Origin of the sequence: Campylobacter sp. RM9333 (assembly GCF_020137705.1) — a bacterium.
Taxonomy (GTDB): domain Bacteria; phylum Campylobacterota; class Campylobacteria; order Campylobacterales; family Campylobacteraceae; genus Campylobacter_E.
In genome coordinates, this window is record NZ_JACGAY010000004.1 from 56,399 (window position 1) to 80,821 (window position 24,423).

The window sequence follows — 24,423 nt, forward strand, 5'->3', positions numbered from 1 at the left end:
ACAAAAGCTAATTTAGTATTTGGTTAATGTTTTTGTAAAAAATATGGAATATGATTTGCTTAATTTAAACATATTTAAAATAAGGAAAAATAATGAGATTTATGATATTTTTGATATTTATATTAAATTCCTTAATGGCTTCACAGATAAAAGATATAGCAAATATTGTTGGAGTTAGGGATAATGAATTAATCGGATATGGTTTGGTTGTTGGTCTAAATGGTAGTGGAGATGGTTCTAGTAGCGAATTTACTATTCAATCAATTGCAAATATGCTAGGCTCTATGAATATCAAAATAAGCCCTGATGATATTAAAAGTAAAAATACCGCAGCAGTTATGATTAGTGCAAAATTACCTGCCTTTGCAAAAAGTGGGGATAAAATTGATGTAAATGTAGCTTCATTAGGCGATGCTAAAAGTTTAAAAGGTGGAACACTTTTATTAAGTGCTTTAAAAGGTGTTGATGGAAATATTTACGCATTAGCTCAAGGAGCGCTTAGTATAGATAGTAGCGGCAAAGGTGCTAGTATGACAAATGCAAAAATAACAAATGGAGCTAGTATAGAAAGAGAAGTTAATTTTGATTTTAACAATCAAGAAAGAATTACTCTAAGTCTAAAGCAAAATGATTTTGCACTAGCTAGTAAAATAAAAAACGCAATAAATAAAGCTTATGATTTAGATATAGCAAAAGCTACAGATGGTAAAACAATAATAATAGAAAGACCAGAAGAAGAAAGTGCAGTTGATTTTATAGCAAAAGTATTATCGCTAGATGCTGGAGAAATAAACGCAAATAGTAAAATCATAATAAATGAAAAAACAGGAACAATAATAAGTGGAATTGATGTAGAAGTTAGTCCTGTTTTAATATCTCATGGAAATATAACAATTAAAATTGAACCTAAAAGACCTTATGAACTAAAAGACAATGAAGTTGATTTAAAAGATGGTAGTGTAATTGATACTAGCTCAAATATTTTAAGAATTACTAATGATAAAATAACTTTAGCAAATATCACTAGAGCCTTAAATAAACTAGGTGCAAGCCCTGCTGATGTAATAACGATTATTAAAAATTTAAAACAAGCTGGGGCAATTAATGCTGAATTGGAGATTTTATAATGGATATATCAAAAATTTATGAAAATACATATAAAAATACTCTACCAAATACAAATACCTTAATAAAATTAAGCGAAGATAGTAAAAATAATTTTTCTAATTTATTAGAAAAAGAAATTAATAAAATAGAAAATAAAAAATCTCATGAAATTTTAAATTCTAATTTAATAAACCAGCCAAATACTGCAAAAGTAGATGAAAAATTGTTAAAAGAACAAACAGATGCTTTTGAAGCATTTATGATAAAAAGTGTCCTTGATATTAGTCTTAAATTAGAAAATCCACTATTTGGAAAAGACGCTGGAGATGATATTTATGGCTCAATGTATAATGATGCTATGAGTAAGGCTTTAAGTGGTGGGCTTGGATTTTCTGAAATGCTATTTAATTTTTTAAAAGAAAGGCTATAAAGTTTTTTAAACTAATTCCGATATAGTATGCAAATATTATAAAAAGGTTGAAAAATGTTAAACTCACTTAGTTCATCTATGGTATATTCAAGCCAAGATATTATGAAGCCAAAAGCTACAAAAAGTGAAAATGTTGATAAAACTGAAGTTAAAGAAACCAAAAGTTCTTTGAGCCCAAAAGCAGCTGCTATAGCTGAGCAAATTGCAAATGGAACTTATAAAATTGATTTAAAATCTACCGCAAATGCAATTGCAAATGAGTTATGCTAATGATAGAAAAAAGACTAGCTACTGCTAATAATCTTTTATTAAAAATTATTAGCATAACAGAACAAGGAATAAGTGATATTAAAGAAGCTAGAAAAGACAGACTTGATACTCAAAATAAGGAAAAAGTAGAAGCGCTTAATGCTTTTTTAAAAGAAAAACAAGCTTTAGATAATGCCTTACTTGAATTAGCTACTAAAAATAATGGTAATTTATCAGATTTATTAAGTGAAAAATCAAGCGATTTATTACAACAATTAAAATTTAATTTAAATTACTTATTAGCAAAAAACAAAGAATATGCAAAATATGTGCTAAGTGTTAAAGAATTTTATGATTCTTTACTTGAAGAAATGTTAAAAGATAGCATAGAAACTAACGGATACAAACAAGAATTTAAAAGCACAACAACACTAAATCATAAAATATAAATATCTTTTAAAAGATATTTATACAGCTGATTTGCTTTGCCATTTTTTACTTTTCCAACGATATGTATTAGCAAGTCCTCTTAAAAGTTCATCAACTACAAAAGCACTCCATATTCCAACCATAGCAAAATGTAAATGTATCCCTAAAATATAAGCTAAAGGAACGCTAACTCCCCACATAAAAACAATCCCAGCATAAAAAGGAAAAGCAGCATCCCCACTAGCCCTTAAAGAATTAACCATTACTATATTTAAAGCTCTTGAACTTTCTAAGAAAAAACTTATTATAAAAAGCGGTTTTATAATATTTATTAATTCATTGCTTAAACTAAGTACTTTAAATATATAATCTTGAATTAAAAAAACAAAACTAGCATATGCTAAACTACAAATTATTGCAATTTTTAATACTTTAAAACTTTGTTTATACGCTTTTTCAAATTCTTTTGCACCAACTAGCCTACCGATGATTATCTCATTAGCCACACTTAATGCAGAGCTAGTAGTAAATATAAACATTGAAATTTGAAAAAATATACTTTGAATACTTAAAGCATCTTTTCCTAATAATCCAACAAAAGCGAAAATAACCATATATTGTGCTGACCATAGTAGATTTTCTCCTGCACTAAAGCCACCTATTGTCAAAATATTTTTTAATATTTTTTTATTAATTTTAAAAAATAGCTCAAAATAAATCTTAAGTTTTGCAATCTTAAAATATATATAAATTAGCATTGCAAGGCTTACTATCCTAGAAATTACACTTGAAATTCCCACTCCAAATAAGCCTAAATCATATTTATATAAAAATATAGCATTAAAAACAATATTAACTGCATTCATAATAAGCGATACAATCATTAATTCCTTAGCCTTAGCATAAGTTCTAATTACAGATGATAAAGCTATATTTAAGCAATCTAACAATATTACATAAGCTATAGTTTGTAAATATATTAATGAATAATCAAATATATCATTAGGAACATTTAACAACCTAAGCATATTGCCATCAAAAAAATTAATTATAAAAAATATCAAAATACCTAAAACCATATTAAAAGATATACTAATATGAGCTGACCTTATTGCTAAGTTTTTGTTATTAGCGCCTAAAGCTTGAGATATTAATACACTTGAACCAATTGAAAGGAATGAAAATATAGTTGTAGCTATTATAAAAATCTGATTTGCACTACTCATAGCTCCTATTAAAAATACATTGTATCTACTAATCATAATAGTATTTATGACAATAGAGCTAAAACGAAGTAGCATTTCTAAATAAATATTTAAAGATAATTTATAAAAATTAATTTCTTTCATAGCATTACTTAGGACTAAATGAAATTCTTAAAGAATTTCATTTAGGAATTATCTTCTTGATAAATAGTTTGTATCAAATTTATTGTTTATAAAATCAGGATTTTCCATCATAGAAATATGAAAATCTTTTGTAGTTTTAATACCACTTACTATTAATTCTTGTAAAGCACATTTCATCTTATGAATTGCCATCTCTCTTGTAGGAGCCCACACAACAAGCTTACCTATCATACTATCATAAAACGGAGGAACGCTGTATCCTTGATAAACATGGCTTTCCATTCTCACATTTGCACCTGCAGGAGCTGTATATCTACTAATTGTCCCAGGACAAGGTGTAAATGTTTTAGGGTCTTCTGCAGTAATTCTGCACTCAATTGAATGACCTTTAAAATTTATCTCTTCTTGTTTAGGTAGAGCTTTTCCTTCAGCTACATTTATCATATGACGAATAATGTCTTCTCCACTACACATTTCACTTACGCAATGCTCAACCTGTAATCTTGTATTCATTTCAATAAAATAAAAGTTTTGATAATCATCTAATAAAAACTCAAATGTCCCTGCACCTTCATATCCAATAGCTTTAGCTGCTCTTATAGCAGTTTCTAATAATTTTTCTCTAGTAGCTGGCTCTAAAATTCTAGCTGGACTTTCTTCTATTAGCTTTTGATGTCTTCTTTGCATAGAACAATCACGCTCACCTATATGAATAACATTTCCAAAACTATCTCCTATGATTTGCACTTCAATATGGCGTGGATTTTTAATGTATTTTTCAATATACATTCTACCATCACCAAATGCACTTGTAGCTTCGCTTTCAGCAGACCAATATGCTTTTTCTAAATCAGCAGCCTTTTCAACCACACGCATACCACGACCACCACCACCTGCAGCAGCTTTTAAAATAACAGGATAGCCCATTTCTTCAGCTAATTCTTTTGCAACTTCTACTCCACTAATAGCCCCATCACTACCTGGGATTACTGGAACACCTGCTCTTTTCATAACTTGTTTAGCTTTACTTTTATCGCTCATAGTATTCATAGCTTCTACACTAGGACCTATGAATTTAATATTATGACGCTCACAAATTTCTACGAAATTTTGATTTTCACTCAAAAAGCCATATCCAGGAAAAATCGCATCAGCACCGCATAATTCAGCAGCACTAATAATTGATGGGATATTTAAATAACTCTCGCTTGATTTTGGACCACCAACGCAAATACTAGCATCACAATATTTTAAATATAAAGCGTCTTTATCAGCACTAGAATATATACAAATAGCTTCTTTACCCATTTCTTTAATCGTTCTAATAGCTCTTAGAGCTATTTCTCCACGATTAGCAATTAAAATCTTTTTAATCTCTCTCATTGCAACCTACTTATAGTTTTTCAACTGCAAATAATTCTGTTCCATACTCCACAGGTTGTCCATCTTCTACTAAAGCGCTTACGATTTTGCAATCAAATTCAGCTTCAATTTCATTCATAATTTTCATAGCTTCAATAATGCAAATTGTATCGCCTTTTCTCACTGTTTGACCAACTTTTACGAAACTAGCCGCCCCTGGACTTGGTGCTTGATAAAATGTTCCTACCATTGGGCTTGTAATTGCTGGATGAGTGTTTTTAGCAGGTTGTGCTTCATTTACTACATTTACATTAATTGGTGCTGGGGCACTTTGTGGCATTACTGCAGGAATTGGTGCGCATTCAACAACCGTTCCTTGCTTTTCTAAGCTAATTTCAAAATCGCCTTCTTTGATTTTGATTTTGCCTATATTTGCTTGAGCAAACATATCTATTAATTCTTTTATTTCTTCTCTTTTCATTTTCTCTCCTGATATAAAATTCTGACAATTTTAATGTTATAAATATAACAAAAATAAAATTATAACTTATAATAGCATATACTTTTAATTTCGTGTTTCAAATTCTCACATTTTTTAAAACTCATTAACAATATTTATTATGCTTTTAAATTCTTTTTCAATATTTTCACTAAAAGAAAAATTATGAATATAAATATGCAAATAATTATCTTTATAAAAAAGACTTATTTTGTGATTAATAAGTTTTGCATTATTACTAATAATATCTAATTTCTTAGGATTTAAGAATTTAAAAACTTCTAAATTATTATTAGAATATAATTTAAAATATTTATTAAAATCTACATTATCAAGTAAAATTAAAGGCTCTTTAACTCCTAAAATATCCTTAATATCGCTATTACTAACTATTATAAAATCTTTCATTTTTATATTTTTTTTACGAATATAAATTCCTTTAAAAATATCTTTTTCTCTTTTTTTATCTTTTTGTGTGTAATAAGTATTTTTAATATTAACCTTTAAAATATCTAAATCATCTTTATTATAAGCAAATTCTATATTTACACTTTCACTATTAATTATGCCTTTTTTAATATCGCTTATATTTGATATTTCATTAAAATTATTGCTAATAAAAAATGGTTTGATTATATTTTTATACTGAATATAGCTAATAAAAAATGATAAAATTATAATAAATACTATCAAAATAAACATTATATAAATATTTTGAAATTGCCTAGCAATACCCCAAATTAAATATATTGCCAAACACACAATACAAATTATTCTAAAAACTTTTAAAAACTCTATCATTTTGCCTCATTAAATTCTTTTATAATTCTTAAAACACTTTTAAATTCATTCTCAATATTAGAAGAAAATAAAAAATTATGAATATAAATTTCTAAATATTCATCGCCATAAATCACACTAAATCTATGATTTATATATTTTGCAGCTGTTACGATATTTCTTAATTTTTTAGGATTTAAAAATTTAAAATCCTTAACCATATCGCTAGGATATAAAATAAATTTTTTATTAAATTCTACATTATCACTCAAATAACTAATCTTTTGATTAAATAAAATTCCATTATTAAAATATAAAAATAACAATCTCCTATTAGCAAAAATACCAAAATTATTATGAATTTTCTTCTTAACCCTTATATAAGTTCCAAAAAAATCAATGCTTAAATACTTAATCTTAACATCAAACATACCTATACTATCAACTTTTAAAAAAGAACAAAACAAAATATCTAAACCATTTTTTCTATAAGCATTAAAAATATATGCCCTATCAGAAGCTATTAATGTATCTTTATATTTTTCCTTATCTTCAATCAAAACGAAATTATGTTTATAAAAAAACGGCAATACATATAAAAAAAGATTAAGAGTATAAATTAATAAAGCAAGTAATATTAAAGATACCATTAAATATAAAAAATGACTAAAATGAATTAAATTCATATCCTTACTAATATAATAATCATCTATTGCTAAACATAATTTATAAAATGCAAAAACAACTAAAACTATAAAAATAAGTTTTAATGTTTTAATCATTTAAATAAATCTTTTACATTAGGATTGCTTTTAATTTCATCTTTTACTTCATAAAAATCAGCTTTTATAAAATTAAAAGCATTAGCTATTAAATTATTTGGAAAACTCTCGCAATAATTGTTATAACTTGTAACTGCTGAATTATAAGCTCTTCTAGCAGCACTAATTTGCTCTTCACAATCTTTTAAAGCATTCAAAAGATTATTAACACTTGAGTTTGCCTTTAAATCAGGGTAATTTTCAAGTTTTATATTTAAATTCCCTAAAGCTTTGCTTAGTTCGTTATTTAAAGCAAATTTTTCTTTAGTATTATTTGAATACATAGCATTTTCTCTAAGTTTTACAATATTTTCTAAAGTATCTTTTTCGTATTCAAAATAAGCTTTTATAGAAGCTATTAAATTAGGTATTAAATCATATCTTTGTTGAAGTTCAACATCAATACTTGAATAAGTATTTTTTACATCATTTCTTCTTGCTATTAAAGAATTATAAGTAAAAATAACCATAATAATTACTAAAAACAAAATAGCCAAAATCACATAAATTATTTCCAAAACTAACTCCTTAAATATTTTTCAATTTCATTTTTAAATTCTTGTATCTTTTCATCTATGTTAAACTCATCAAAATACTCTAAATGAGCTATATTTACACCCGTATAATTATAAATAAACTCATCAAGTCTAGTATCAATCTCGCCAATCATCACAACACAAACAATATCAAAACCATTATCTTGCAATGCTTTTATGCTTAAAATCGTATGATTTATCATACCTAAATAATTCCTAGCAGCTAAAATTACTTTACGCTTATGTTTTTTCATAAAATCAATCATAGTTAAATTATCATCAATAGGACAAAAAAGACCCCCAGCTAATTCAATAATCATTTTATCATCATTAGGCAAGATTAAATCATTTATAGAATATTCAATATTATCAAGCTTTTTTGCTATGTGTGGTGATGCAGGAGTATTTAAAAATATCCCTTCTTTATGAATTTTTACATTCTTTACAAAACGCTTTAAAATATCGCTATCTTTATTACAACCTGCTTGAACTATTTTAAAATAAGAATAATTAAAAGCTTTACACAAAGCAACACATAAATGAGTTTTACCAGCATCAGTATGAATTCCACATATATACATTTTTTATCCTTTTTAGTTAGAATAAATTGTATTTTAACAAGTAAAGGATATAAAATGAAAGAAATATTTTTATGTTCAATTTGCAATGTAAAAAGTGGAAATTGTAGCGAAGATTGTGCGTATTGCACCCAAAGTAAGCATTATAATACAAATATTAATGTATATGATTATAAGGATATTAATACTATTTTAAACGAAGCAAAAATAGCTAGTGAAGCTGGTGCTTTAGGATTTTGCCTTGTTACTTCTGGTCGTGGAATTGATAGTAAAAAGCTAGATTTTATTGCAAGAGCTGCAAGTGCTATTAAAGAAAGTGGCTTGCATTTACACCTAATTGGCTGCAATGGAAGAGCTAGTTATAAGGATTTAGTATTTTTAAAAGAGCATGGAATAGATAGTTATAATCACAACCTAGAGAGCGCCAAAAGCAATTTTAAAAATATCTGCACAACTCATACTTATGAAGAAAGATATGAAACTAATCAAAACGCTATAAATGCTGGGCTTGGCATTTGCTGTGGTGGGATTTTTGGCTTAGGCGAAAGCGATGAGCAAAGAGCTGAATTACTTGACGCTCTTGCGACTTTAAAGCCGCACACAAGTCCAATTAATTTTTATATAAAAAATGAAGCTTTAAAAATAAAAGCTAAAGAAATCACCAAAGAAGAAGCTATTAATATAATAAAACTTGCAAAAGAAAAACTACCAAATACAAGACTAATGGCTGCAGGTGGTAGAGAATTTGCATTTAAAGATGATTTTAAAGCTATGTTTGAAGCAGGGATAAACGCTATCGTGCTAGGAGATTATCTGACTACAAAAGGCGAAGAAAAACATAAAGATGTAGAACTCATCTTAAAAAGTGGCTATGAAGTAGCTAAGAGTTGCTAAAAAATTTTATGGAATTTGAATTTTAAATCCAAATTCCATAAATAATTTATATAAAAATTTTTATATTTTTTTTAAAAAATTCAAAATACTATTAAATTAATATTTATTTTATTTGTTACAACTTAAGATACCCCCCCCCCCATTGACACATATTAAAGCATTGTTAGATAGATATTTAAAGGCTTAAGAATAAAAAGTAAATTTTATGCTAATATACGGAGCTTAATTTAGAAATTATTATCAATAGGAGAATGAGAATGAAAATATCTCAAAAATTAGCAATTATAATTGCTGTGTCTTTAGTGATTTTATGCTCTAGTATGATTTATTTATCAAATAGTGCGATGAAATCAATTAGTGATGATACTGATGTATCTATTGAAAAATTAGTCTTAGACGATGCTTTAAAAACTGCTCAAAGCGTTGTATATAGTGTAAATCATATGACAGACCAGTTATATTTAGATTTAAAAAGTAAAGGCATTAGTAAAGAAGTATCATACAATAACACCATAAAATACTTAAGCAATATGGATTTACATAATAAATTAGTGAATTTTTTCGCAATGGATGAAGATGGAACCTACCTAGTTCATTATGTTCAAGCAAGAATTGGTAAAAATCATATAAATGACAAAGATATTTATGGAAAATACTTTATTCAAGATTTAATCAAATCATCAGCAAACCCAGATGGTGGATATGTTAAAACTAAGTTTTTTGATTCTATGATTAACAAAGAAAGAAATGTATTAATATACGCTCAAAAAGATATAGGCATGGGAATTATCTATGCTTGCACCGTGGATTTAGATGAAGGAATGAAAGAAATACAAAAAATCAACGACGATATGAACTCTCACATAAATGAATTTGGAATCAAATTCATAACATACGCAGTGATTATTGGGATAATAATACTTGCGATATTGATATTTTTTGTATTATTTCAAATCTCTAAACCACTTAATTATCTTACAAGTAGAGCTACTGAATTAAGTAGTGGAGATGGAGATTTAACTCAAAAACTTCCTATAAATGGTAAAGATGAAATAGCAGCAACAAGTAAAGCTATTAATGATTTTATAGAAAAAGTTAGATTATTAATCGTAGATGCTAAAAATATAAGTAGTGAAAATGCTAGTGTAGCAAATGAGCTTTCTCAAAGTTCTTTAAATACAGGTCAAAGTGTTGAGCAAAGCTCTGTGATAGTAAGAGATGTAGCTAATAAAGGAGATAGTGCAAACTCTACTCTAGCAATCGGAGTTAAAGCTGCAGAAGATGGCAAAAACCAATTAGTAAATGCTCTAAAATATATAAATGATGTAAATAAATCTATTTCAGAATTAAATACAAAAATTATGCAAAGTGCGAATTTAGAAGCTGAAGTATCAGATAAGATAGTAAGACTTAGTCAAGATGCTGATAATGTTAAATCTATTTTAGAAATGATAAATGATGTAGCAGACCAGACTAATCTACTTGCACTAAACGCTGCAATTGAAGCAGCAAGAGCAGGAGAGCATGGGCGTGGATTTGCCGTAGTAGCTGATGAAGTAAGAAAATTAGCAGAAAGAACCCAGCATTCATTAGTAGAAATAAACGCAACAATAAGTGTTATAACGCAAGGTATAGAAGATGCAAGTGGTCAAATGAGCCTAAATGCAAAAAGCATTGGGGAACTGACAAAATTAGCTGATAATACTCAAAAAACTATGAACGATATGAATGAAGCTATGAATAATGTAATAGGAATTTCAAATCAAACCGTAGATGATTATATAATCACTAGCAAGGTTATGGATGATATATTATCAGGAGTTAATAATATCAATAAAATAACTCACGAAAACGCAAGAAGCGTAGAAGAAATAGCAGGGGCAGCAAATCATCTTAGCAATATTACAGAAAAATTAAACTCAAAACTAAATGAATTTAGAACTTGAGTAAATCATTTGCTAGCACTAACGAAAATGGCGTGGTAGTTTAAGGTATTGTGATATTTATCATTAAAGATTTTTAAATCATTTTTACCTAAAAATACCCCGCTAAAGGCATTTACTCCACTAAGTTTTAAATGCCTAAAAAGCTCAACTTAAAATAAATATTTATATATTTTAAATAATACCATTATAATAAAATTAACAAAATATCTAAATCAAAGGTTAGTAAAGCTATATTTGAAATCGTGTTAGAAGATTATCTAACCACAAAAGGCGAAGAAAATATAAAGAATGTAGAACTAATCTTAAAAAGTGGCTATGAAATAGCTAAAAGTTGTAAAAATACCCCATTAATGGGGTATTAAAGCCAAATACAATTTATTGTAAGAACACTAACTGGCATTCCTATAATTTGAACATCAAACTTTAAACTACTTTCAACCATAGTAGAAGCATTATGAATTCTAAATGAAAATTGCCACCCATTATTTAAATAAAGCTCTAGTGTGTTTTTACTATCTTTTTTGAAATCTAAATAAATGATTTGATTTGGCAAACATACCAAAGGAACTTCAACTTGACTTTTCTTGCCTAAATCTCCGTGCATATTATAAGCTTGTATTTGAGTTGTTTGTTTCTTATCAATACTTATTAATTTATAAAAGTCAAATTCTCCTAATAAATATTCCACCATAGATTTTGCAACTTTTCCTTGATTTAAAGCGTATTGTTGTAATATCTCGTTTCTAAAAGCATTTAATAATGAAATATATACATCATCTTTATTATGCAATTCGCTCCATTTTAAGCCTTTGCTATTATCTAAAAAATCAAAAATTGGTTTAATCTCATTCCAGTAATTATCAGAACATTTAAACCCGTACCATTTTTGACCAAAATCTAATTTTTTTGATAATCTTGAATGTTTTACAGCAAAATGATTATGCTTAATACTCAGTCCAATTTCCCAACTAATATCATTTCTTTTTATTAAAACATCTCTTACATCAGCATCCTTACCTTTATCATCTGATTGAATTGAAAGCTCCACCTCATCATTACTATTTTCTAAAATCAATGGTTCTAGTTCAAAAATTTTGCCTATTCCAGCTAAGGCGCTAATTTCATACATATCTTTCTCAATATCATTTAAACTATCCCAAGCTTTTTTAGCTGCCTTGTAACTGCTATTTTCAATCACTTTTACTTTTCTATGTTTGCCTATTTCATACTCTAAATTAATTAAATAAGCAAATTCATAAGCTCTTCCTTGATTATTACTTTTATTACTCATTAAACTCCTTTTAGCAAATTATTGATAGCTTTTGCCATTTCATAAGCTAAATTAATCGGAACAGCATTACCTATCATTTTATAACCATCTTCAAGTTTATCGTAATAAAATTTAAAATTATCATCAAAACCTTGAACTCTAGCACACTCTCTAACGCTAAGTCTTCTATATAAACTCTCAAAACCTTCTTTGAAGATATGTTTATTTTTATCCACTTTTGGCATTTTTGGAGCTTGTGGGTGTAATTGAGCTTGTCTTCCAGAAGCTTGAACGGTAAATGCTGGCTCGTTCCAAGTTCGAACCCTATTTCTACTCATAAAAATACTAGAATAAGAACCTATAAAATATTCATGATTCGGTATTTTACATTTATCACTATTCGATTTATTGTTATCTAAAGCAGGTATTGCACTATCTTTTAAATCATATATTACATCTTTAAAAGTTATTTTGTTTTTATACGGTAATGGTGTAATAAATCTTAAATTCAAATCTTTCCTAAAACCTACGTAAAAAACCCTTAACCTATCTTGAGCTACTCCATAATCACTTGCATTTACAACATTTACAAATACATCATAACCGGCATTTTCAAACTCATAAATTATATTTTTCACAGCTTCACTATGTCTTTTTGACATCATACCTTTTACATTTTCAGCTAAAAAAAATTTAGGCTTTAAGGCTTTTAAAATTCTAATATATTCATAAAAAAGCTGTCCTCTAGGATCATCAATACCCTTCAATGTTCCTGCTTCACTCCAAGATTGGCACGGAGGTCCACCGATAATACCATCACATCTTGGAAGTTCATCAATTTTTACATCTTTAATATCCTTTTTTATAAGCTTTGCTTTATGATTTTTTTCATAGGTTTCCCATATACTTTTATCATATTCATTAGCTACAAGTATCTCAAATCCAGCTTTTAAAAACCCCAAATCAAGACCACCGGCACCTGAAAATAAAGATATTATTTTTCTACTCATATTCTTCTTTCTTGATATTTTTATTTAATTCTACATTATTTTTTTAATTATTAGCACTAACGAAAATAGCGTGGTAGTTTAAGGTATTGTGATATTTATCATTAAAGATTTTTAAATCATTTTTACCTAAAAATACCCCGCTAAAGGCATTTACTCCACTAAGTTTTAAATGCCTAAAAAGCTCAATACTTGAGCTAAAATTTAGCTCATAATCTTTCTCAAAAATCTTTATATTTTTATAATACGGCTTTAAAATCCGCTCTATTTCATCAATACTTAAATACTCAAGCCCTACGCCAAAATGTTCTTTAATTTGCCAAAGATTATTCACTCCAAAAGTGCTAAAAATTAGCTTAGAATTTGATTTAGAAATTTCATTTATTAATTTTGCTAAATCAAGCCACTGAAAACACGCATTTGAAATAACTAAATCAAAATCCATTTTAGCTAAAAACGAATTTTCAAAATCTCTTAAATCATGCTTTACGAAAATAAATTCCTTGCCATAATCACAGCTAAAATCATTAATATCCACGCAATAAAACTCACTAAATTCTATCTTTTTAGCTACCATTTTACTAAACTCACCCCTATTTGAGCCAAGCTCAAGCACCCTACAAAAACGCCCATTTATTTCGTTAAGCAAAACTTCTCTCATATCATTTTGCACGATAGCATTTTTAAAATAAGTATCTTTTGCTCTTAAAAAACTTTTCATATTTCATCCCAGCTTAAAAACTCATCAAAGCAAAAATGAGAAGCATTAATTTTATTAATATTTTTAAAGCTTTTTAAAAGTGCATTTTGTGGGAAAATTTTATCATCATTTGATGAGTATGCCAAATCATAATCTTGCCAAATACAAGGCTTTTTAGAAATTTCTATAATACTTAAAAGCTCATCTTTAGGATTTTGATTAAATGCCTTATTTATCCCGCCACAATTATTTAAAAAGCTTTCTTTATCAAATCTTTTAGCCGTAATTTTAAAAAGCTTTTCGCTAATTCCAAACTCATCATCAATACCTTTTATAGTGCCATTTATCGCTATTTTTTGCACGATATTAAGCGAACTTAAATCACACTTGCAAGACACCATAACACCCATTGAAAAAGCGATTAGTTTAATGCTTTTATAAGTTTTACAAATCTCTAAAAATCCTAAATCAAATTCCAAATAATCATAAACCATTAAAACATCATTTTTAGAAGCTAAATTATAAGCACTCGGTAAAAAGCCAAAACCACCGAAAAATAGCACCAAATCACTAGAATTATTTTTATGTAAAAACTCAAATTTCATAAAAAGCCTTAGCAAAATTATCTAAATCGCTAAAATCCATACTAGCATTTATTGATAGTCTTATTCCTGTATCTTTAATAGCCACGGTTGGAGTTTTTATACTTGGAGCATAAAAGCCTTTTTGCATAAGTTTTGCCGAGTAAAAATTAGCTTTTTCATTATCTCCTAAAACTATCATTTTTATATAACTAACACCCTTTATTTTATCTTTTAGCAATTCATTTAAATATGAGCTAAGATTTTGTAAATGCTCTCTTAATTTATCAAAATTAGCCAATTTTGAAAACACAAAATGCGAATAAGCTACATTAATAGGTGGTAAAGCGGTTGAATAAATTAACCCCCTAGCCTTGTTTATAAAAAAATCTTTTGCTTCTTTTGAGCAAATCATCGCAGCACCCATACTAGCAATGCTTTTACCAAATGTAAGAACTAAAAAATCAATGTCTTTTAAGTGTCCAAGTCCAAGCCCATTAATGCCGAGTGAACCAATACTATGTGCTTCATCAACATAAAGCATAATGTTTTTATATTTTTTCTTAAGCTCTAAAAGCTTATCAAGTGGTGCAAAATCTGCATCCATACTATATAAACTCTCGCAAATTATTATAATTTTTTCATAATTTAAATTCGTTTGCAATAATTTTTCTAAATCATTTATATCATTGTGTTTAAAGCGTTTAAAATTAGAATGCTTTATGCCATCAATGATACTTGCATGAACTTTTTTATCAGCTAAAAAAAGCGTATTTTTTAAAGTAGCTAAAGCACTTAAACAACTATAATTTAGCAAAAACCCACTGCTAAATAAAAGCGCTTCATTTTTATATAAAGACGATAAGTATTCTTCAAACAAAAAGTATTCATCTCCACCGCCACCAAGACTTCTACTAGCACTTGAACTTAGGCTTTGATTTTTGTAAGTGTTTAAAAATTCTCGTTCAAGCTCACCGCTACTTGCAATTCCTAAATAATCATTACTAGCAAAATTAAGCAGTCTTTTATCATTGAAAATCACAAATTTACCATCATTTTTAAATCTTTTTAGTTCTCTAAAATTATTTTCTTTTTTTAATTCATTTAATAAGTTTTGCATTTTTATCCTTTATAATAATTTTAATTAAAATTTATAAAGGAGTTATAAATGCAAGAAGAATTAGTAAAACTTGATTTAGCACATATTTGGCACCCTTGCACGCAAATGAAAGAGCACGAATTTGTGCCATTAATCCCTATAAAAAAGGCAAAAGGTGTGTATTTATATGATTTTAATGATAAATCATATATTGATTGCGTTAGCTCTTGGTGGGTAAATCTTTTCGGACATAGCAATGATTATATAAATAGCAAAATTTACGAGCAATTAAACACCTTAGAGCATATCATAATGGCTGGATTTTCTCACGAAAGCATTATAAGATTATCAAAAAGACTTACTGATTTACTACCAACTAAACTTAATAAATGCTTTTATGCTGATAATGGCTCAAGTGCTGTTGAAGTAGCACTTAAGATGAGTTTTCATAAAAATCTTTTGCAAGGAAAATTAAAAAGCAAATTTTTATCACTTAGTAATTCTTACCACGGAGAAACGATAGCTGCACTAAGCGTAAGCGATGTTGAGCTTTATAAAAAGACTTATAAACCACTTTTGCTTGAATGTTTAAACACTCCTGCACCAAGTGGGCTAGATTATGAAAATGAATTAAAAGAGCTTGAAAAATTACTTGAAAAAGAGCATAAAAACATAAATGCCTTTATCCTTGAGCCTTTAATTCAGTGTGCAGGTTCAATGAATATGTATTCAGCTAAGTTTATCAAAAAGGCTTGTTGGTTAGCAAAATCTTATGATATTGATATAATTTTTGATGAAATTGCCGTTGGATTTGGAAGAAGCGGGACTATGTTTGCTTTAGAGCAGTGTGAAATTGTGCCTGATTTTTTATGCCTTAGCAAAGGGCTTAGCGGTGGGTATTTGCCAATTAGTGTAGTAATTACAAATGATGAAATTTATAATGAATTTTATGCTCCATATAATGAATACAAGGCGTTTTTGCATTCGCATAGCTATACAGGAAATGCACTTGCTTGTGCTGCTGCGAATGCAACTTTGGATATATTTACTAAAGATAATGTTATAAATCAAAATAAAATTAAAAGCGAGTATATAAACTCACTTTGGCAAGGATTTGCTGAATTTAAAAGTGTGCGAAATGTTAGGCATCAAGGAATGGTGTTTGCATTTGATATAGAGCATTTTAATCCTAGATTTGGGCTTGAAGTGTATCTAAAAGCACTTGAATATGGGTTGCTTTTAAGACCACTTGGCAATACGATTTATTTTATGCCACCTTATGTAATCAATAACGATGAGATAAATTATGTAATAAATAGTATAAAAGAGATTTTGAGATTTAAGAATTTGAAATGAGAATTTCAAATTCTTAAAATTGTTTTAATGTTTTACTTTAGAGTTTCACTCCATTCTATTTCGGTTAATTTTTTAAGACTTTTTGCCATAAAACCACTATAAGTTTTACCTAAAATAACGCCTATTGCATAGTCTTTTCCAACCGAACAAATGCTACCTTTATCATTGTATTTAAAAGGTTCGTTAAACTCAATTCCTTCAAGTCTTGCATTTAGTCTTTTTGCTAGGTATTTTCCTTGCTTACAAGCAATTTGTGCAGTAGGTGCGAAATTTGAAACAATCGCTAAATCTCCTAAAACATAGCAATTATCAAAATTAGGTGCCATTAAATATTCGTTTACTAAAACTCTATTATTTTTGTGATTAAAGCCACTATTTGCAATTACTTCGCTACCCTTAACTCCAGCTGTAAAAATTATAGTTTTTGCTTTTATATAATTATTTTCATCGTTTAAGAATAATTTATCATCAACTTTTTTGATTATTTTATGAGAGCTTAGAACTTTTACGCCTAGATTTTCTAAATAATTTCTAGCTTTTTTAGCTAAATCTTTAGTATAAACAGGCAAAATCTCATCCATTGCTTCAACCAAATATAAATTAATGCTAATTCCTAGATTTTTGCAAGTTGTAGCGATTGAACCACAAAGCTCTACCCCGCTAAGCCCCGCACCGCAAATAATTACATTTTTATTCTCATAAAGCTCAAGATTTTTATAAAGTGTTTCAGCAGTTTTTAAAGCGTTTTTATAATTTATAATATTTAAGCATTCATCAAGTCCAGCAATGCCAAAAGTATTTATACTCGCACCAAGTCCAACATAAAGCTCATCATAATCATAATTTGCATTCTCACAAATAACCTTGCCGTTTTCAATACTTTTTACATTATCAAAAATTAAGGTTATATCTTTAGGCAGTATGCTTTTTAGATTTATTGCTATGTCTTTTTCGCTTTCTCTTGCTGCTATTTTGTGTAGTTCTGTCGTTTTATAATGATAAGAATTATTGTTTATTAGTATAAATTCTGCTTTTCTTAGATTTTTCTTTTTAATCTTTTTAATTAGACTTAAATTTGCATACCCAGCACCTAAAAATACAATTTTTTTCATAAACTCTCCTTTAAAAATATTTAATAAATATTAAATTATTTTTACTTTAATTCATATTAAATATTAATAAAGTTTAAAATAAAATTTATATATTTTAAATTCCATCAAATAATTCAATTACAAAATTATCTAATTTCATTTGATTTGAATAATAAAAATACTTCGCTAAAACCAAAATACCAAGTAACTCTTCTATATTAGGATTTAAAAATTGTTGTATATATTCATTTTGATTTTTAATAATATTTTTTACTAATTTATCATTAGTTAAAGCATTATCCATTACATCTAAAATATCGCTAAAATCATCTTGAATTAATAAAAAATGCTCGTTAGGAATTAATTTTCCTTCCATAAACCAAGTTTCATATTTTAATCTTGGAGTAATTGCGATAGAATTTGAACTCATTATCCATTTAAGATTTGTAGCAACATCCCAACCTTCAAGAGAGATTATAAATTTATATTTAAGCTGCTCTTCCTTGCTTAAATAACCTGACCTATTTTCCTTATTTACATTACCTAGATTTAGTCTTTTACAATCTTTAAATTTATTAATAAAATCTATTCTATTTTGTTGAACACAAGCACCCCTAAAAACAGCCAAATCCACTTTATCTTTAAAATCATTTTTATCATTTAAAAAACAAAAATGTCTTCTGCTATCAAGCTTTAAAATCACATTTTTACTATCAATTGGTCTTGATTTTGTTATGGTATTTAAAAACTCGCTAGAACAATCATAAAAGAATTTATTTATCTTTAAATCTTTATGAAAATATTTGCTAACCTTGTAAAAATCAAAAGAATATGAAGTGTTTTTTAATAAGTTTTCGCCTAATTTAGAATGCTCTACATTTTCTATCTTTTTTAGCTCAAAAAAATCATTAATTTTATTGTAATAATTCAATCTATTTTTTATATGTAAAATCTCATCATTTTTTAGCTTTTTTAAAGCATTTAATTTTGAAATTAATTGCATATTAAAAAACACTCTTGGAATACTTAAAGCACCAAGTCCTTTTAAATTCATAATCATTCTACTCATATTATTTTCCTTATTTTAAATTCTTATTTAGCTTTTCTATGCTTTTGCAAAGTGCGTTAATCAAATAATCAATATCGCTTAATTCGTGAGTATAATGCAAACTTATTCTTAAAAATCCAGGCTTAGCATTGAAATTTTGATTATCCACATAATTTAATAAATCATGCGCATAAGGACCAGCACAAGCACACCCAGCACGAGTTTCTATCTCATAATCATCGCTTAAAACCCTAGCTAAATCATAAGGGCTAACGCCTGTAGAATTTAGTGAAAATATAGGCAATCTATCCTTAATATTTGCAGCGTATAGTATGATTTTGTATTTAAATTGCACTTTTTTAATGGCGTTTAAAAAATATTCTTTTAAGATATTTTCCTTTTCTTTAATCACTCCAAGCCCTATTTCATCTCTAAGTCTAAAAGCTAATTCACTTTTAATAACTTGTAAAATCGCAGGAGTTCCACCCTCTTCAAGGCTTTCAGCATCGTCTAAAAACTCATAATTACTCCTACTAACATAGCCAACCGTCCCACCAGCTGCAAATGTAGGAATTTTGCCAATAAGCTCATTTTTAATAGCTAAAAATCCACTCGTGCCAACTCCGCCTAACATTTTATGTCCTGAAAAAAATAAAGCATCAAACGGAATTTCAATATTTTCATAAGGTATAGCCGAACTTGCATCAATTGCTAAAATCGCTTTATATTTTTTCGCAATTTCGCTGATTTTTACAAGGTTTGCTCTAACTCCTGTGATATTGCTAACGGCATTAAAACTCATTATTATTTTTCTATTAGCGTTCTTTTTGCAAATTCTTTCAAGCTCGTATAAATCGCTGTTAAAATCCCTATGATTTAGCCTAATACATTCACATAAACCTTCTTTAAAACTAAGCTCATTTGAATGGTGTTCAATCGCACTAACAATTACTAAAGGCAAAGTATTTTTAGCAATATCATTAAAATAACGCTGTTTAATAAGCGGTGGAACATATATTCCTAATAATTCTTGAAATTTTTTAATAGCCGCAGTTGAGCCACTCCCACAAGCAATCAAGCTATAATTAGAATTTAATCCTAAGCTTTTTTTGATATAGCTTTTTGCGTCTTTATAGTATTTACTTGTTATTTTTGAATTTTTTGCACTATCTGAATGAGTGTTGGCGTATGTTTTTAAAATATTTTGCATTTTTAATTCAATTGATTTTAGTGCTAAAGCACTTGCTGTGTAATCAAAATATTTTGTATTTTCATCTAAAATTATGTCGCTTTTTAGCTCACTAATTTGCATTTTTGCCCTTTGTAAAAATAATTAAAGTAAAATTAGCACAAAAAAATTAAGGGGTAGTTATAGAATTTTTAGACTTTATTAAAAGATATCCGCATTTTTATTTAGACGAAGCGTTAGACTTTTATTCTGTGTTTGGAGATAAGAGTTTTAAACCTAGTTTAAATGATATTAATTATTATATAAACGAGCTAGTAAATACATATAATCCTTACGAATTTGAAATAAATGAAAGTGAATGCAAGGCACTAATTCACTACGCTAGAAAATCTCGCTTGGAGTTTTCTATCAACAAATACGGCTCAAGATTTAAAGCTAGAAAGAGCTTTCACTCCTTGATTAATCGTGGTTTTTTAAGACTTGAATTAAATAATGATTTATTGAGTTTTAAGAGATTTTATCCACAAAATAAAGTTATTTTTAATTCTAATTACACTAGATTTTATTTTTATTTTTTAAAAGCAATGGAAAAAATCATTTTAAAAGATAAAGAATTAGCCTTAAAATTAATTAATGAAAAATTTTATGAATATCAGTCGTTTATTTACGAGCAAATTGCTTGTGAGTGGTGCGAAAAAAGATTTAATATAAAAGGCATTAAGAGTATTTGGGGCAAAGATTATGAATGTGATATTTTTTATGATAATTACGAAATATCTTTATTGGGCGAAGTGAAATTTAATGGCAAAAAAATGTGTATTAGCTCGTATTCAAAACTCATTCAAAAGGCTAGATATTTGGGTTTTGAGCCTGATTATTTTATACTTTTTAGTAAAAACGGCTTTAGTAAAAAACTTCTAGCTTTAAATGATAAAAGACTAATATTAGCTAATCACGAAAATTTTAAAGAATTTATATAAATTATTTACTCAAATATTTTTTTAATTCTTCACTAATTGGAGATAGTTTGCCATCTTTTATATGAACTAATTTTATAAAAGCTTCAAAAATAGCTTTATCATCTTTATAAATTATTTGCTTTAATTCTAAACAATATTTATCAAATCCTACAAGAATATTTTTAACTTCTAAAATATCTCCTAATCTAGCAGGTGCTTTATAAATAGCCTTAATTTCTCTTAATGCAAAAGGATTTTCTTTTAATAAATCTTTTCCTTCATTAGCGAAAAACCATTCGCTCCTAGCTCTTTCACAATATTTTAAATAATTTGTATGATAGACAATCCCCATACAATCAGTATCTTCATAATAAACTCTAATTTGCATCCTAATCCTTAAAAGAGTATGGCTATAAGCCGGGTTTTGTCTTGGATAATCATTTATCTACTTACTATTTCACAATAGCACTCTAGCGAAGGGTTTAAAATATAAGATAAAAACCACCCCTTCTTGCTGCAGGTTGGGTTTATAAGCTGAATTGCTTTTACTCGCATAATCACTGGTGGGCTCTTACCCCGCCGTTTCACCTTTACCTAAAATTAGGAAGTTTATTTTCTGTTACACTTTCCCTTAGATTGCTCTAGCCATCTGTTAGATGGAACCTCATCTTATTGCAGCCCGGACTTTCCTCTTAATTAAAAGCGATTATCCACCATACTCTTACGCCATTTTAACTAAGCTTGTTTAAGATAAAGAAAATTAAAGGAGTAAAAAATGTATAAATATAATTTATATTATCCAGCGGGAAATACTACAGCTTTGGTTATTGGTATTAATAACTTAGATTTTAAAAGTATAAATAATGAGATTTTATCTAAGCATAAAGATGTTGAACAAGTTGGCTTTGTGCAAGATTATGAATTAAAAATGGCAGGTGGAGAGATTTGTTTTAATGCTTTAAGATGTGCGGGAAAGTATTTTTTAGATACTAATAATTTAAAAACTACAAAAATTAAACTAAATGATAAAGATTATTTATGCGGTATTAGTAGCAGTGATTTTATAAAAGATAATAATATTAAAAAACTATATAAAGATGATAATTTTTATTATTTAAGATTTAAAAATGAATATAAATTAAATAAGCTTGATGATGATATATATTATGTAGATTTAGGAGATATTTTTCATATTATTTATACGAAAAAATTAAATTTATCTAAAATTAATTTAAAAGAATTTGCATATTCATATTTAAAAGATAATGATTTTTTAGACAAAAAAGCAAGTGGTTTTATGTATTTACAAGGTGATTGCCTTGAGCCTATTGTCTGGGTAAGAGATATTAAGACTTTATTTTATGAGAGCGCTTGTGGGAGTGGGAGTTTTGCTAGTTATTTATATTGCAATGAAATTTTAGGTAAAAATTATTTAGCACTAAAACAACCTTCAAATGAGTATTTGTTTTTAAGAGAAGTTGATGGCTTTATAGAAATTAGCTCAATTATTAAAGATATTTTGTAAATTAATATCATATTAACACATATTTTATATACCAATTTAATAACAAATATCAAATCTAAAGGATAAAAATGTTTAAAAATATATTTTTAAAAACTCTTTTAAATATATTTTTATTAAATTATAATGCAAGTTTAAGCACAACAGATTTTTTTAAATTTTGGGGCATTTTACTTTTAATATTAAGCTCTTATATGTTTTTTGATTTTTTAATGTTTAAAATTGGAGTAATTAAAAGTATTTTTACTTTTCAAGCATATTTTATAGATATATTGATACTACCATTTTTTAGCATATTATTTTTAAGTCTTATTTATAAGGCAAATTCTTGTAAATCTTGGTTATTTTGTGCTGGTTTATTTTTGATACCTTTATTTGTTTTACTTGTATTTTTTGGGGTATTTTATATAATATTAATATTTATTTTATATGTTATTATTATGATTTTTAATATAAATTCTACAAATCTTAATATAAAATTAAATAAAAAATCTTTAATTTTTAGGCTTATAACTATTTGCTTTTTAATTTTTATAGCATTTATATTCCCGCCTGATATAAAATTTATAAAATATGGATACGGAATTGATTATATTAGTTTTTTAACTTTTTTAAATTTTGCATTTTTAATCCCTAGTTTTGCTACTATTTTGATATATTTTCTTAAAAATTATAAAAGTTTAAAATAAGTGAATAATTTAATATTTCAACTTTATAAAATATAGCTATATATTTGATAGTAATATATAATTAATCCTAGATTTTAAATTGAATTAGAATTTAAAATACTTAGAAATTAAAATAACTTAAAATTTTTTCTTTGTTTAAAATAAATTCTTTATCAATCTCTGTCATTTTTAATTGTGAAAAAACAAATTCATCATAAGGAATTAAATTATCTTTAGTTGCTAAATGAATACGAGATTTTTTCATTAACGGAAAATGAAGACTTATTATATTTTCTGCTTTTTTCCATTTATTTAAAGAATACAAAGACTCATAACCTTGATTATAATCCATATAAAAATGAGTATATTTACCTTTGTTTAATACCCAATGATCATCTCCTACTTTATAAAAATTCTTTAAAAAATATAATTTACCATCGCTATAATGCATATTAAGAGCAGGCAAATAAATACTATCAATAATGTTTTTTGGCTGTAACAAGGCTTTACTTAATGCAATCTCATTATAAATATGATCACAATCAATTTTAATCAACCAATCATTTAATGGAATTTTATTAAGCACAAAATTATAATAAGTATCAAGTCTAAATTCTTTTGATATTTTTTGTTTATAGTTTTCTTTCCCTGCAGGAATTACTTTGTAAGGATACTCTAAAGGAATAAAATTTGGATTATTTTTACAAAATTGTTTAATTACTTCACTAGTTCCATCATCTTTACCAAATTCATCTAAGTGATAGCCTAGAACTCCTCTTATAATACCCCCCCCCAACTATTGTATTTAAGGTAATATTAATAGTTTCTATTTCATTATATGCTCTTATAAAAGCCCAAGGATTTATATCCTTTGGCTTTGGCTCAAATAATGATAAAAATTCATGCTTTCTTTTTAAGCAACTTCTTATATGTTTATTATAAATATTCATTTA

At 27.0% G+C, this 24,423-nt stretch carries 28 protein-coding genes, 1 other RNA gene and 1 pseudogene; 11 read left to right on the forward strand and 19 right to left on the reverse strand.

All coding sequences use genetic code 11. The annotated features are described in order from the left end of the window. The first annotated feature begins 92 nt into the window (after window positions 1–92). From AVBRAN9333_RS02780 to AVBRAN9333_RS02795, 4 genes are all read left to right on the forward strand, one after another. On the forward strand, window positions 93–1,127 hold the full coding sequence (locus AVBRAN9333_RS02780; RefSeq protein WP_214118805.1) for a flagellar basal body P-ring protein FlgI: 1,035 nt from the start codon (window positions 93–95) through the stop codon (window positions 1,125–1,127). Window positions 1,128–1,276: 149 nt separating this feature from the next. Next, window positions 1,277–1,537: a rod-binding protein gene (locus tag AVBRAN9333_RS02785; protein WP_239803721.1), complete on the forward strand. Its 261-nt coding sequence runs from the start codon at window positions 1,277–1,279 to the stop codon at window positions 1,535–1,537. 54 nt (window positions 1,538–1,591) lie between these two features. Beyond that, window positions 1,592–1,807: a flagellar biosynthesis anti-sigma factor FlgM gene (locus AVBRAN9333_RS02790; protein ID WP_214118801.1), complete on the forward strand. Its 216-nt coding sequence runs from the start codon at window positions 1,592–1,594 to the stop codon at window positions 1,805–1,807. Next, complete coding sequence (locus AVBRAN9333_RS02795; RefSeq protein WP_214118799.1) at window positions 1,807–2,235, forward strand: hypothetical protein; 429 nt, start codon at window positions 1,807–1,809, stop codon at window positions 2,233–2,235. The genes AVBRAN9333_RS02790 and AVBRAN9333_RS02795 overlap by 1 nt, the downstream gene beginning before the upstream one ends. An 18-nt stretch (window positions 2,236–2,253) precedes the next feature. On the opposite strand, the gene AVBRAN9333_RS02800 is transcribed toward AVBRAN9333_RS02795, so the two are convergent. The 7 genes from AVBRAN9333_RS02800 to bioD form a co-directional block, all read right to left on the reverse strand. Continuing rightward, entirely contained in the window at window positions 2,254–3,564 is a 1,311-nt protein-coding gene (locus AVBRAN9333_RS02800; protein WP_336609388.1) for an MATE family efflux transporter, read from the reverse strand. A gap of 48 nt (window positions 3,565–3,612) precedes the next feature. Then, window positions 3,613–4,947 (reverse strand): acetyl-CoA carboxylase biotin carboxylase subunit, encoded by a 1,335-nt coding sequence (locus tag AVBRAN9333_RS02805; protein WP_214118795.1) that lies wholly within the window; start codon window positions 4,945–4,947, stop codon window positions 3,613–3,615. A gap of 10 nt (window positions 4,948–4,957) precedes the next feature. Then, a complete protein-coding gene (gene accB, locus AVBRAN9333_RS02810; RefSeq protein WP_214118793.1) occupies window positions 4,958–5,407 on the reverse strand; it encodes an acetyl-CoA carboxylase biotin carboxyl carrier protein in 450 nt (149 codons plus the stop codon). A gap of 114 nt (window positions 5,408–5,521) precedes the next feature. Continuing rightward, window positions 5,522–6,226, reverse strand: coding sequence for a DUF3137 domain-containing protein (locus tag AVBRAN9333_RS02815; protein ID WP_336609389.1), 705 nt, complete (start codon window positions 6,224–6,226; stop codon window positions 5,522–5,524). Then, a complete protein-coding gene (locus AVBRAN9333_RS02820) occupies window positions 6,223–6,987 on the reverse strand; it encodes a DUF3137 domain-containing protein (protein WP_336607842.1) in 765 nt (254 codons plus the stop codon). Before AVBRAN9333_RS02820 ends, AVBRAN9333_RS02815 begins: the two co-directional genes overlap by 4 nt. Continuing rightward, entirely contained in the window at window positions 6,984–7,544 is a 561-nt protein-coding gene (locus AVBRAN9333_RS02825; RefSeq protein ID WP_239803579.1) for a LemA family protein, read from the reverse strand. Before AVBRAN9333_RS02825 ends, AVBRAN9333_RS02820 begins: the two co-directional genes overlap by 4 nt. Before the next feature lie 2 nt (window positions 7,545–7,546). Beyond that, the gene (gene bioD / locus AVBRAN9333_RS02830; RefSeq protein WP_336609390.1) at window positions 7,547–8,143 is read right to left on the reverse strand and encodes a dethiobiotin synthase; all 597 of its coding nucleotides are present in this window, start codon (window positions 8,141–8,143) and stop codon (window positions 7,547–7,549) included. 54 nt (window positions 8,144–8,197) lie between these two features. On the opposite strand from bioD, the gene AVBRAN9333_RS02835 reads away from it, so the two are divergent. The 3 genes and pseudogenes from AVBRAN9333_RS02835 to AVBRAN9333_RS09555 all read left to right on the forward strand — a co-directional run bounded on the left by AVBRAN9333_RS02835 (window position 8,198) and on the right by AVBRAN9333_RS09555 (window position 10,980). Further along, window positions 8,198–9,034, forward strand: coding sequence for a biotin synthase (locus AVBRAN9333_RS02835; protein WP_239803577.1), 837 nt, complete (start codon window positions 8,198–8,200; stop codon window positions 9,032–9,034). A gap of 344 nt (window positions 9,035–9,378) precedes the next feature. Continuing rightward, window positions 9,379–10,122 (forward strand): annotated as a pseudogene (locus AVBRAN9333_RS09550) (cache domain-containing protein); the annotation flags it as partial. Window positions 10,123–10,239: 117 nt separating this feature from the next. Then, a complete protein-coding gene (locus AVBRAN9333_RS09555) occupies window positions 10,240–10,980 on the forward strand; it encodes a methyl-accepting chemotaxis protein (protein WP_442862223.1) in 741 nt (246 codons plus the stop codon). A 358-nt stretch (window positions 10,981–11,338) separates the two neighbouring features. Here AVBRAN9333_RS09555 and AVBRAN9333_RS02845 read toward each other — a convergent pair whose 3' ends face one another. From AVBRAN9333_RS02845 to AVBRAN9333_RS02865, 5 genes are read right to left on the reverse strand one after another with little or no spacing between them, the layout of a single operon-like run. Next, a complete protein-coding gene (locus tag AVBRAN9333_RS02845) occupies window positions 11,339–12,271 on the reverse strand; it encodes a HaeIII family restriction endonuclease (RefSeq protein WP_336609391.1) in 933 nt (310 codons plus the stop codon). Next, on the reverse strand, window positions 12,271–13,260 hold the full coding sequence (locus AVBRAN9333_RS02850; protein ID WP_336609392.1) for a DNA cytosine methyltransferase: 990 nt from the start codon (window positions 13,258–13,260) through the stop codon (window positions 12,271–12,273). The genes AVBRAN9333_RS02845 and AVBRAN9333_RS02850 overlap by 1 nt, the downstream gene beginning before the upstream one ends. 43 nt (window positions 13,261–13,303) lie before the next feature. Then, window positions 13,304–13,978, reverse strand: a complete 675-nt coding sequence (locus AVBRAN9333_RS02855; protein ID WP_336609393.1) for a methyltransferase domain-containing protein — start codon at window positions 13,976–13,978, stop codon at window positions 13,304–13,306. Next, window positions 13,975–14,562, reverse strand: coding sequence for a pimeloyl-ACP methyl esterase BioG family protein (locus AVBRAN9333_RS02860; RefSeq protein WP_214119825.1), 588 nt, complete (start codon window positions 14,560–14,562; stop codon window positions 13,975–13,977). Before AVBRAN9333_RS02860 ends, AVBRAN9333_RS02855 begins: the two co-directional genes overlap by 4 nt. Further along, window positions 14,552–15,658 carry an aminotransferase class I/II-fold pyridoxal phosphate-dependent enzyme gene (locus tag AVBRAN9333_RS02865; protein WP_336609394.1) on the reverse strand — a complete coding sequence of 369 codons (1,107 nt, stop codon included), beginning with the start codon at window positions 15,656–15,658 and terminating at the stop codon, window positions 14,552–14,554. The genes AVBRAN9333_RS02860 and AVBRAN9333_RS02865 overlap by 11 nt, the downstream gene beginning before the upstream one ends. Before the next feature lie 48 nt (window positions 15,659–15,706). Between AVBRAN9333_RS02865 and AVBRAN9333_RS02870 the strand changes: the two genes are divergently transcribed. Further along, on the forward strand, window positions 15,707–16,993 hold the full coding sequence (locus AVBRAN9333_RS02870; RefSeq protein WP_336609395.1) for an adenosylmethionine--8-amino-7-oxononanoate transaminase: 1,287 nt from the start codon (window positions 15,707–15,709) through the stop codon (window positions 16,991–16,993). A gap of 32 nt (window positions 16,994–17,025) precedes the next feature. Here AVBRAN9333_RS02870 and AVBRAN9333_RS02875 read toward each other — a convergent pair whose 3' ends face one another. The 3 genes from AVBRAN9333_RS02875 to AVBRAN9333_RS02885 all read right to left on the reverse strand — a co-directional run bounded on the left by AVBRAN9333_RS02875 (window position 17,026) and on the right by AVBRAN9333_RS02885 (window position 20,444). Then, the gene (locus tag AVBRAN9333_RS02875; RefSeq protein ID WP_336609396.1) at window positions 17,026–18,105 is read right to left on the reverse strand and encodes an NAD(P)/FAD-dependent oxidoreductase; all 1,080 of its coding nucleotides are present in this window, start codon (window positions 18,103–18,105) and stop codon (window positions 17,026–17,028) included. A gap of 94 nt (window positions 18,106–18,199) precedes the next feature. After that, a complete protein-coding gene (locus AVBRAN9333_RS02880) occupies window positions 18,200–19,153 on the reverse strand; it encodes a glycosyl transferase family 90 (protein ID WP_336609397.1) in 954 nt (317 codons plus the stop codon). 10 nt (window positions 19,154–19,163) lie between these two features. Further along, window positions 19,164–20,444, reverse strand: a complete 1,281-nt coding sequence (locus AVBRAN9333_RS02885) for an aminotransferase class V-fold PLP-dependent enzyme (protein ID WP_336609398.1) — start codon at window positions 20,442–20,444, stop codon at window positions 19,164–19,166. A gap of 128 nt (window positions 20,445–20,572) precedes the next feature. On the opposite strand from AVBRAN9333_RS02885, the gene AVBRAN9333_RS02890 reads away from it, so the two are divergent. After that, window positions 20,573–21,301 carry an ATP-binding protein gene (locus AVBRAN9333_RS02890; protein ID WP_336609399.1) on the forward strand — a complete coding sequence of 243 codons (729 nt, stop codon included), beginning with the start codon at window positions 20,573–20,575 and terminating at the stop codon, window positions 21,299–21,301. Window position 21,302: 1 nt separating this feature from the next. Here AVBRAN9333_RS02890 and AVBRAN9333_RS02895 read toward each other — a convergent pair whose 3' ends face one another. Beyond that, window positions 21,303–21,668 carry a YbgC/FadM family acyl-CoA thioesterase gene (locus AVBRAN9333_RS02895; protein WP_336609400.1) on the reverse strand — a complete coding sequence of 122 codons (366 nt, stop codon included), beginning with the start codon at window positions 21,666–21,668 and terminating at the stop codon, window positions 21,303–21,305. 9 nt (window positions 21,669–21,677) lie between these two features. Continuing rightward, window positions 21,678–22,002, reverse strand: an RNA gene (gene rnpB, locus AVBRAN9333_RS02900) — RNase P RNA component class A. A 53-nt stretch (window positions 22,003–22,055) separates the two neighbouring features. On the opposite strand from rnpB, the gene AVBRAN9333_RS02905 reads away from it, so the two are divergent. Both AVBRAN9333_RS02905 and AVBRAN9333_RS02910 read left to right on the forward strand, forming a co-directional pair. Further along, entirely contained in the window at window positions 22,056–22,805 is a 750-nt protein-coding gene (locus AVBRAN9333_RS02905) for a hypothetical protein (RefSeq protein ID WP_239803566.1), read from the forward strand. Window positions 22,806–22,873: 68 nt separating this feature from the next. Continuing rightward, window positions 22,874–23,491 (forward strand): hypothetical protein, encoded by a 618-nt coding sequence (locus tag AVBRAN9333_RS02910; protein ID WP_336608815.1) that lies wholly within the window; start codon window positions 22,874–22,876, stop codon window positions 23,489–23,491. A gap of 100 nt (window positions 23,492–23,591) precedes the next feature. On the opposite strand, the gene AVBRAN9333_RS02915 is transcribed toward AVBRAN9333_RS02910, so the two are convergent. After that, window positions 23,592–24,266 (reverse strand): hypothetical protein, encoded by a 675-nt coding sequence (locus AVBRAN9333_RS02915; RefSeq protein WP_336609401.1) that lies wholly within the window; start codon window positions 24,264–24,266, stop codon window positions 23,592–23,594. Further along, window positions 24,220–24,420: a hypothetical protein gene (locus AVBRAN9333_RS02920; protein WP_336609402.1), complete on the reverse strand. Its 201-nt coding sequence runs from the start codon at window positions 24,418–24,420 to the stop codon at window positions 24,220–24,222. Before AVBRAN9333_RS02920 ends, AVBRAN9333_RS02915 begins: the two co-directional genes overlap by 47 nt. Window positions 24,421–24,423: the final 3 nt, after the last annotated feature.

Coding starts and splice junctions, on each gene's coding strand:
- AVBRAN9333_RS02905 (WP_239803566.1), top strand. CDS start 22,056: ATGTATAAATATAATTTATATTATCCAGCGGGAAATACTACAGCTTTG.
- AVBRAN9333_RS02855 (WP_336609393.1), bottom strand. CDS start 13,978: ATGAAAAGTTTTTTAAGAGCAAAAGATACTTATTTTAAAAATGCTATC.
- AVBRAN9333_RS02865 (WP_336609394.1), bottom strand. CDS start 15,658: ATGCAAAACTTATTAAATGAATTAAAAAAAGAAAATAATTTTAGAGAA.
- AVBRAN9333_RS02880 (WP_336609397.1), bottom strand. CDS start 19,153: ATGAGTAGAATGATTATGAATTTAAAAGGACTTGGTGCTTTAAGTATT.
- AVBRAN9333_RS02805 (WP_214118795.1), bottom strand. CDS start 4,947: ATGAGAGAGATTAAAAAGATTTTAATTGCTAATCGTGGAGAAATAGCT.
- AVBRAN9333_RS02800 (WP_336609388.1), bottom strand. CDS start 3,564: ATGAAAGAAATTAATTTTTATAAATTATCTTTAAATATTTATTTAGAA.
- AVBRAN9333_RS02845 (WP_336609391.1), bottom strand. CDS start 12,271: ATGAGTAATAAAAGTAATAATCAAGGAAGAGCTTATGAATTTGCTTAT.
- AVBRAN9333_RS02885 (WP_336609398.1), bottom strand. CDS start 20,444: ATGCAAATTAGTGAGCTAAAAAGCGACATAATTTTAGATGAAAATACA.
- AVBRAN9333_RS02875 (WP_336609396.1), bottom strand. CDS start 18,105: ATGAAAAAAATTGTATTTTTAGGTGCTGGGTATGCAAATTTAAGTCTA.
- AVBRAN9333_RS02795 (WP_214118799.1), top strand. CDS start 1,807: ATGATAGAAAAAAGACTAGCTACTGCTAATAATCTTTTATTAAAAATT.
- AVBRAN9333_RS02895 (WP_336609400.1), bottom strand. CDS start 21,668: ATGCAAATTAGAGTTTATTATGAAGATACTGATTGTATGGGGATTGTC.
- AVBRAN9333_RS02910 (WP_336608815.1), top strand. CDS start 22,874: ATGTTTAAAAATATATTTTTAAAAACTCTTTTAAATATATTTTTATTA.
- AVBRAN9333_RS02850 (WP_336609392.1), bottom strand. CDS start 13,260: ATGAGTAGAAAAATAATATCTTTATTTTCAGGTGCCGGTGGTCTTGAT.
- AVBRAN9333_RS02815 (WP_336609389.1), bottom strand. CDS start 6,226: ATGATAGAGTTTTTAAAAGTTTTTAGAATAATTTGTATTGTGTGTTTG.
- AVBRAN9333_RS02820 (WP_336607842.1), bottom strand. CDS start 6,987: ATGATTAAAACATTAAAACTTATTTTTATAGTTTTAGTTGTTTTTGCA.
- accB (WP_214118793.1), bottom strand. CDS start 5,407: ATGAAAAGAGAAGAAATAAAAGAATTAATAGATATGTTTGCTCAAGCA.
- AVBRAN9333_RS02870 (WP_336609395.1), top strand. CDS start 15,707: ATGCAAGAAGAATTAGTAAAACTTGATTTAGCACATATTTGGCACCCT.
- AVBRAN9333_RS02835 (WP_239803577.1), top strand. CDS start 8,198: ATGAAAGAAATATTTTTATGTTCAATTTGCAATGTAAAAAGTGGAAAT.
- AVBRAN9333_RS02790 (WP_214118801.1), top strand. CDS start 1,592: ATGTTAAACTCACTTAGTTCATCTATGGTATATTCAAGCCAAGATATT.
- bioD (WP_336609390.1), bottom strand. CDS start 8,143: ATGTATATATGTGGAATTCATACTGATGCTGGTAAAACTCATTTATGT.
- AVBRAN9333_RS02860 (WP_214119825.1), bottom strand. CDS start 14,562: ATGAAATTTGAGTTTTTACATAAAAATAATTCTAGTGATTTGGTGCTA.
- AVBRAN9333_RS02920 (WP_336609402.1), bottom strand. CDS start 24,420: ATGAATATTTATAATAAACATATAAGAAGTTGCTTAAAAAGAAAGCAT.
- AVBRAN9333_RS02780 (WP_214118805.1), top strand. CDS start 93: ATGAGATTTATGATATTTTTGATATTTATATTAAATTCCTTAATGGCT.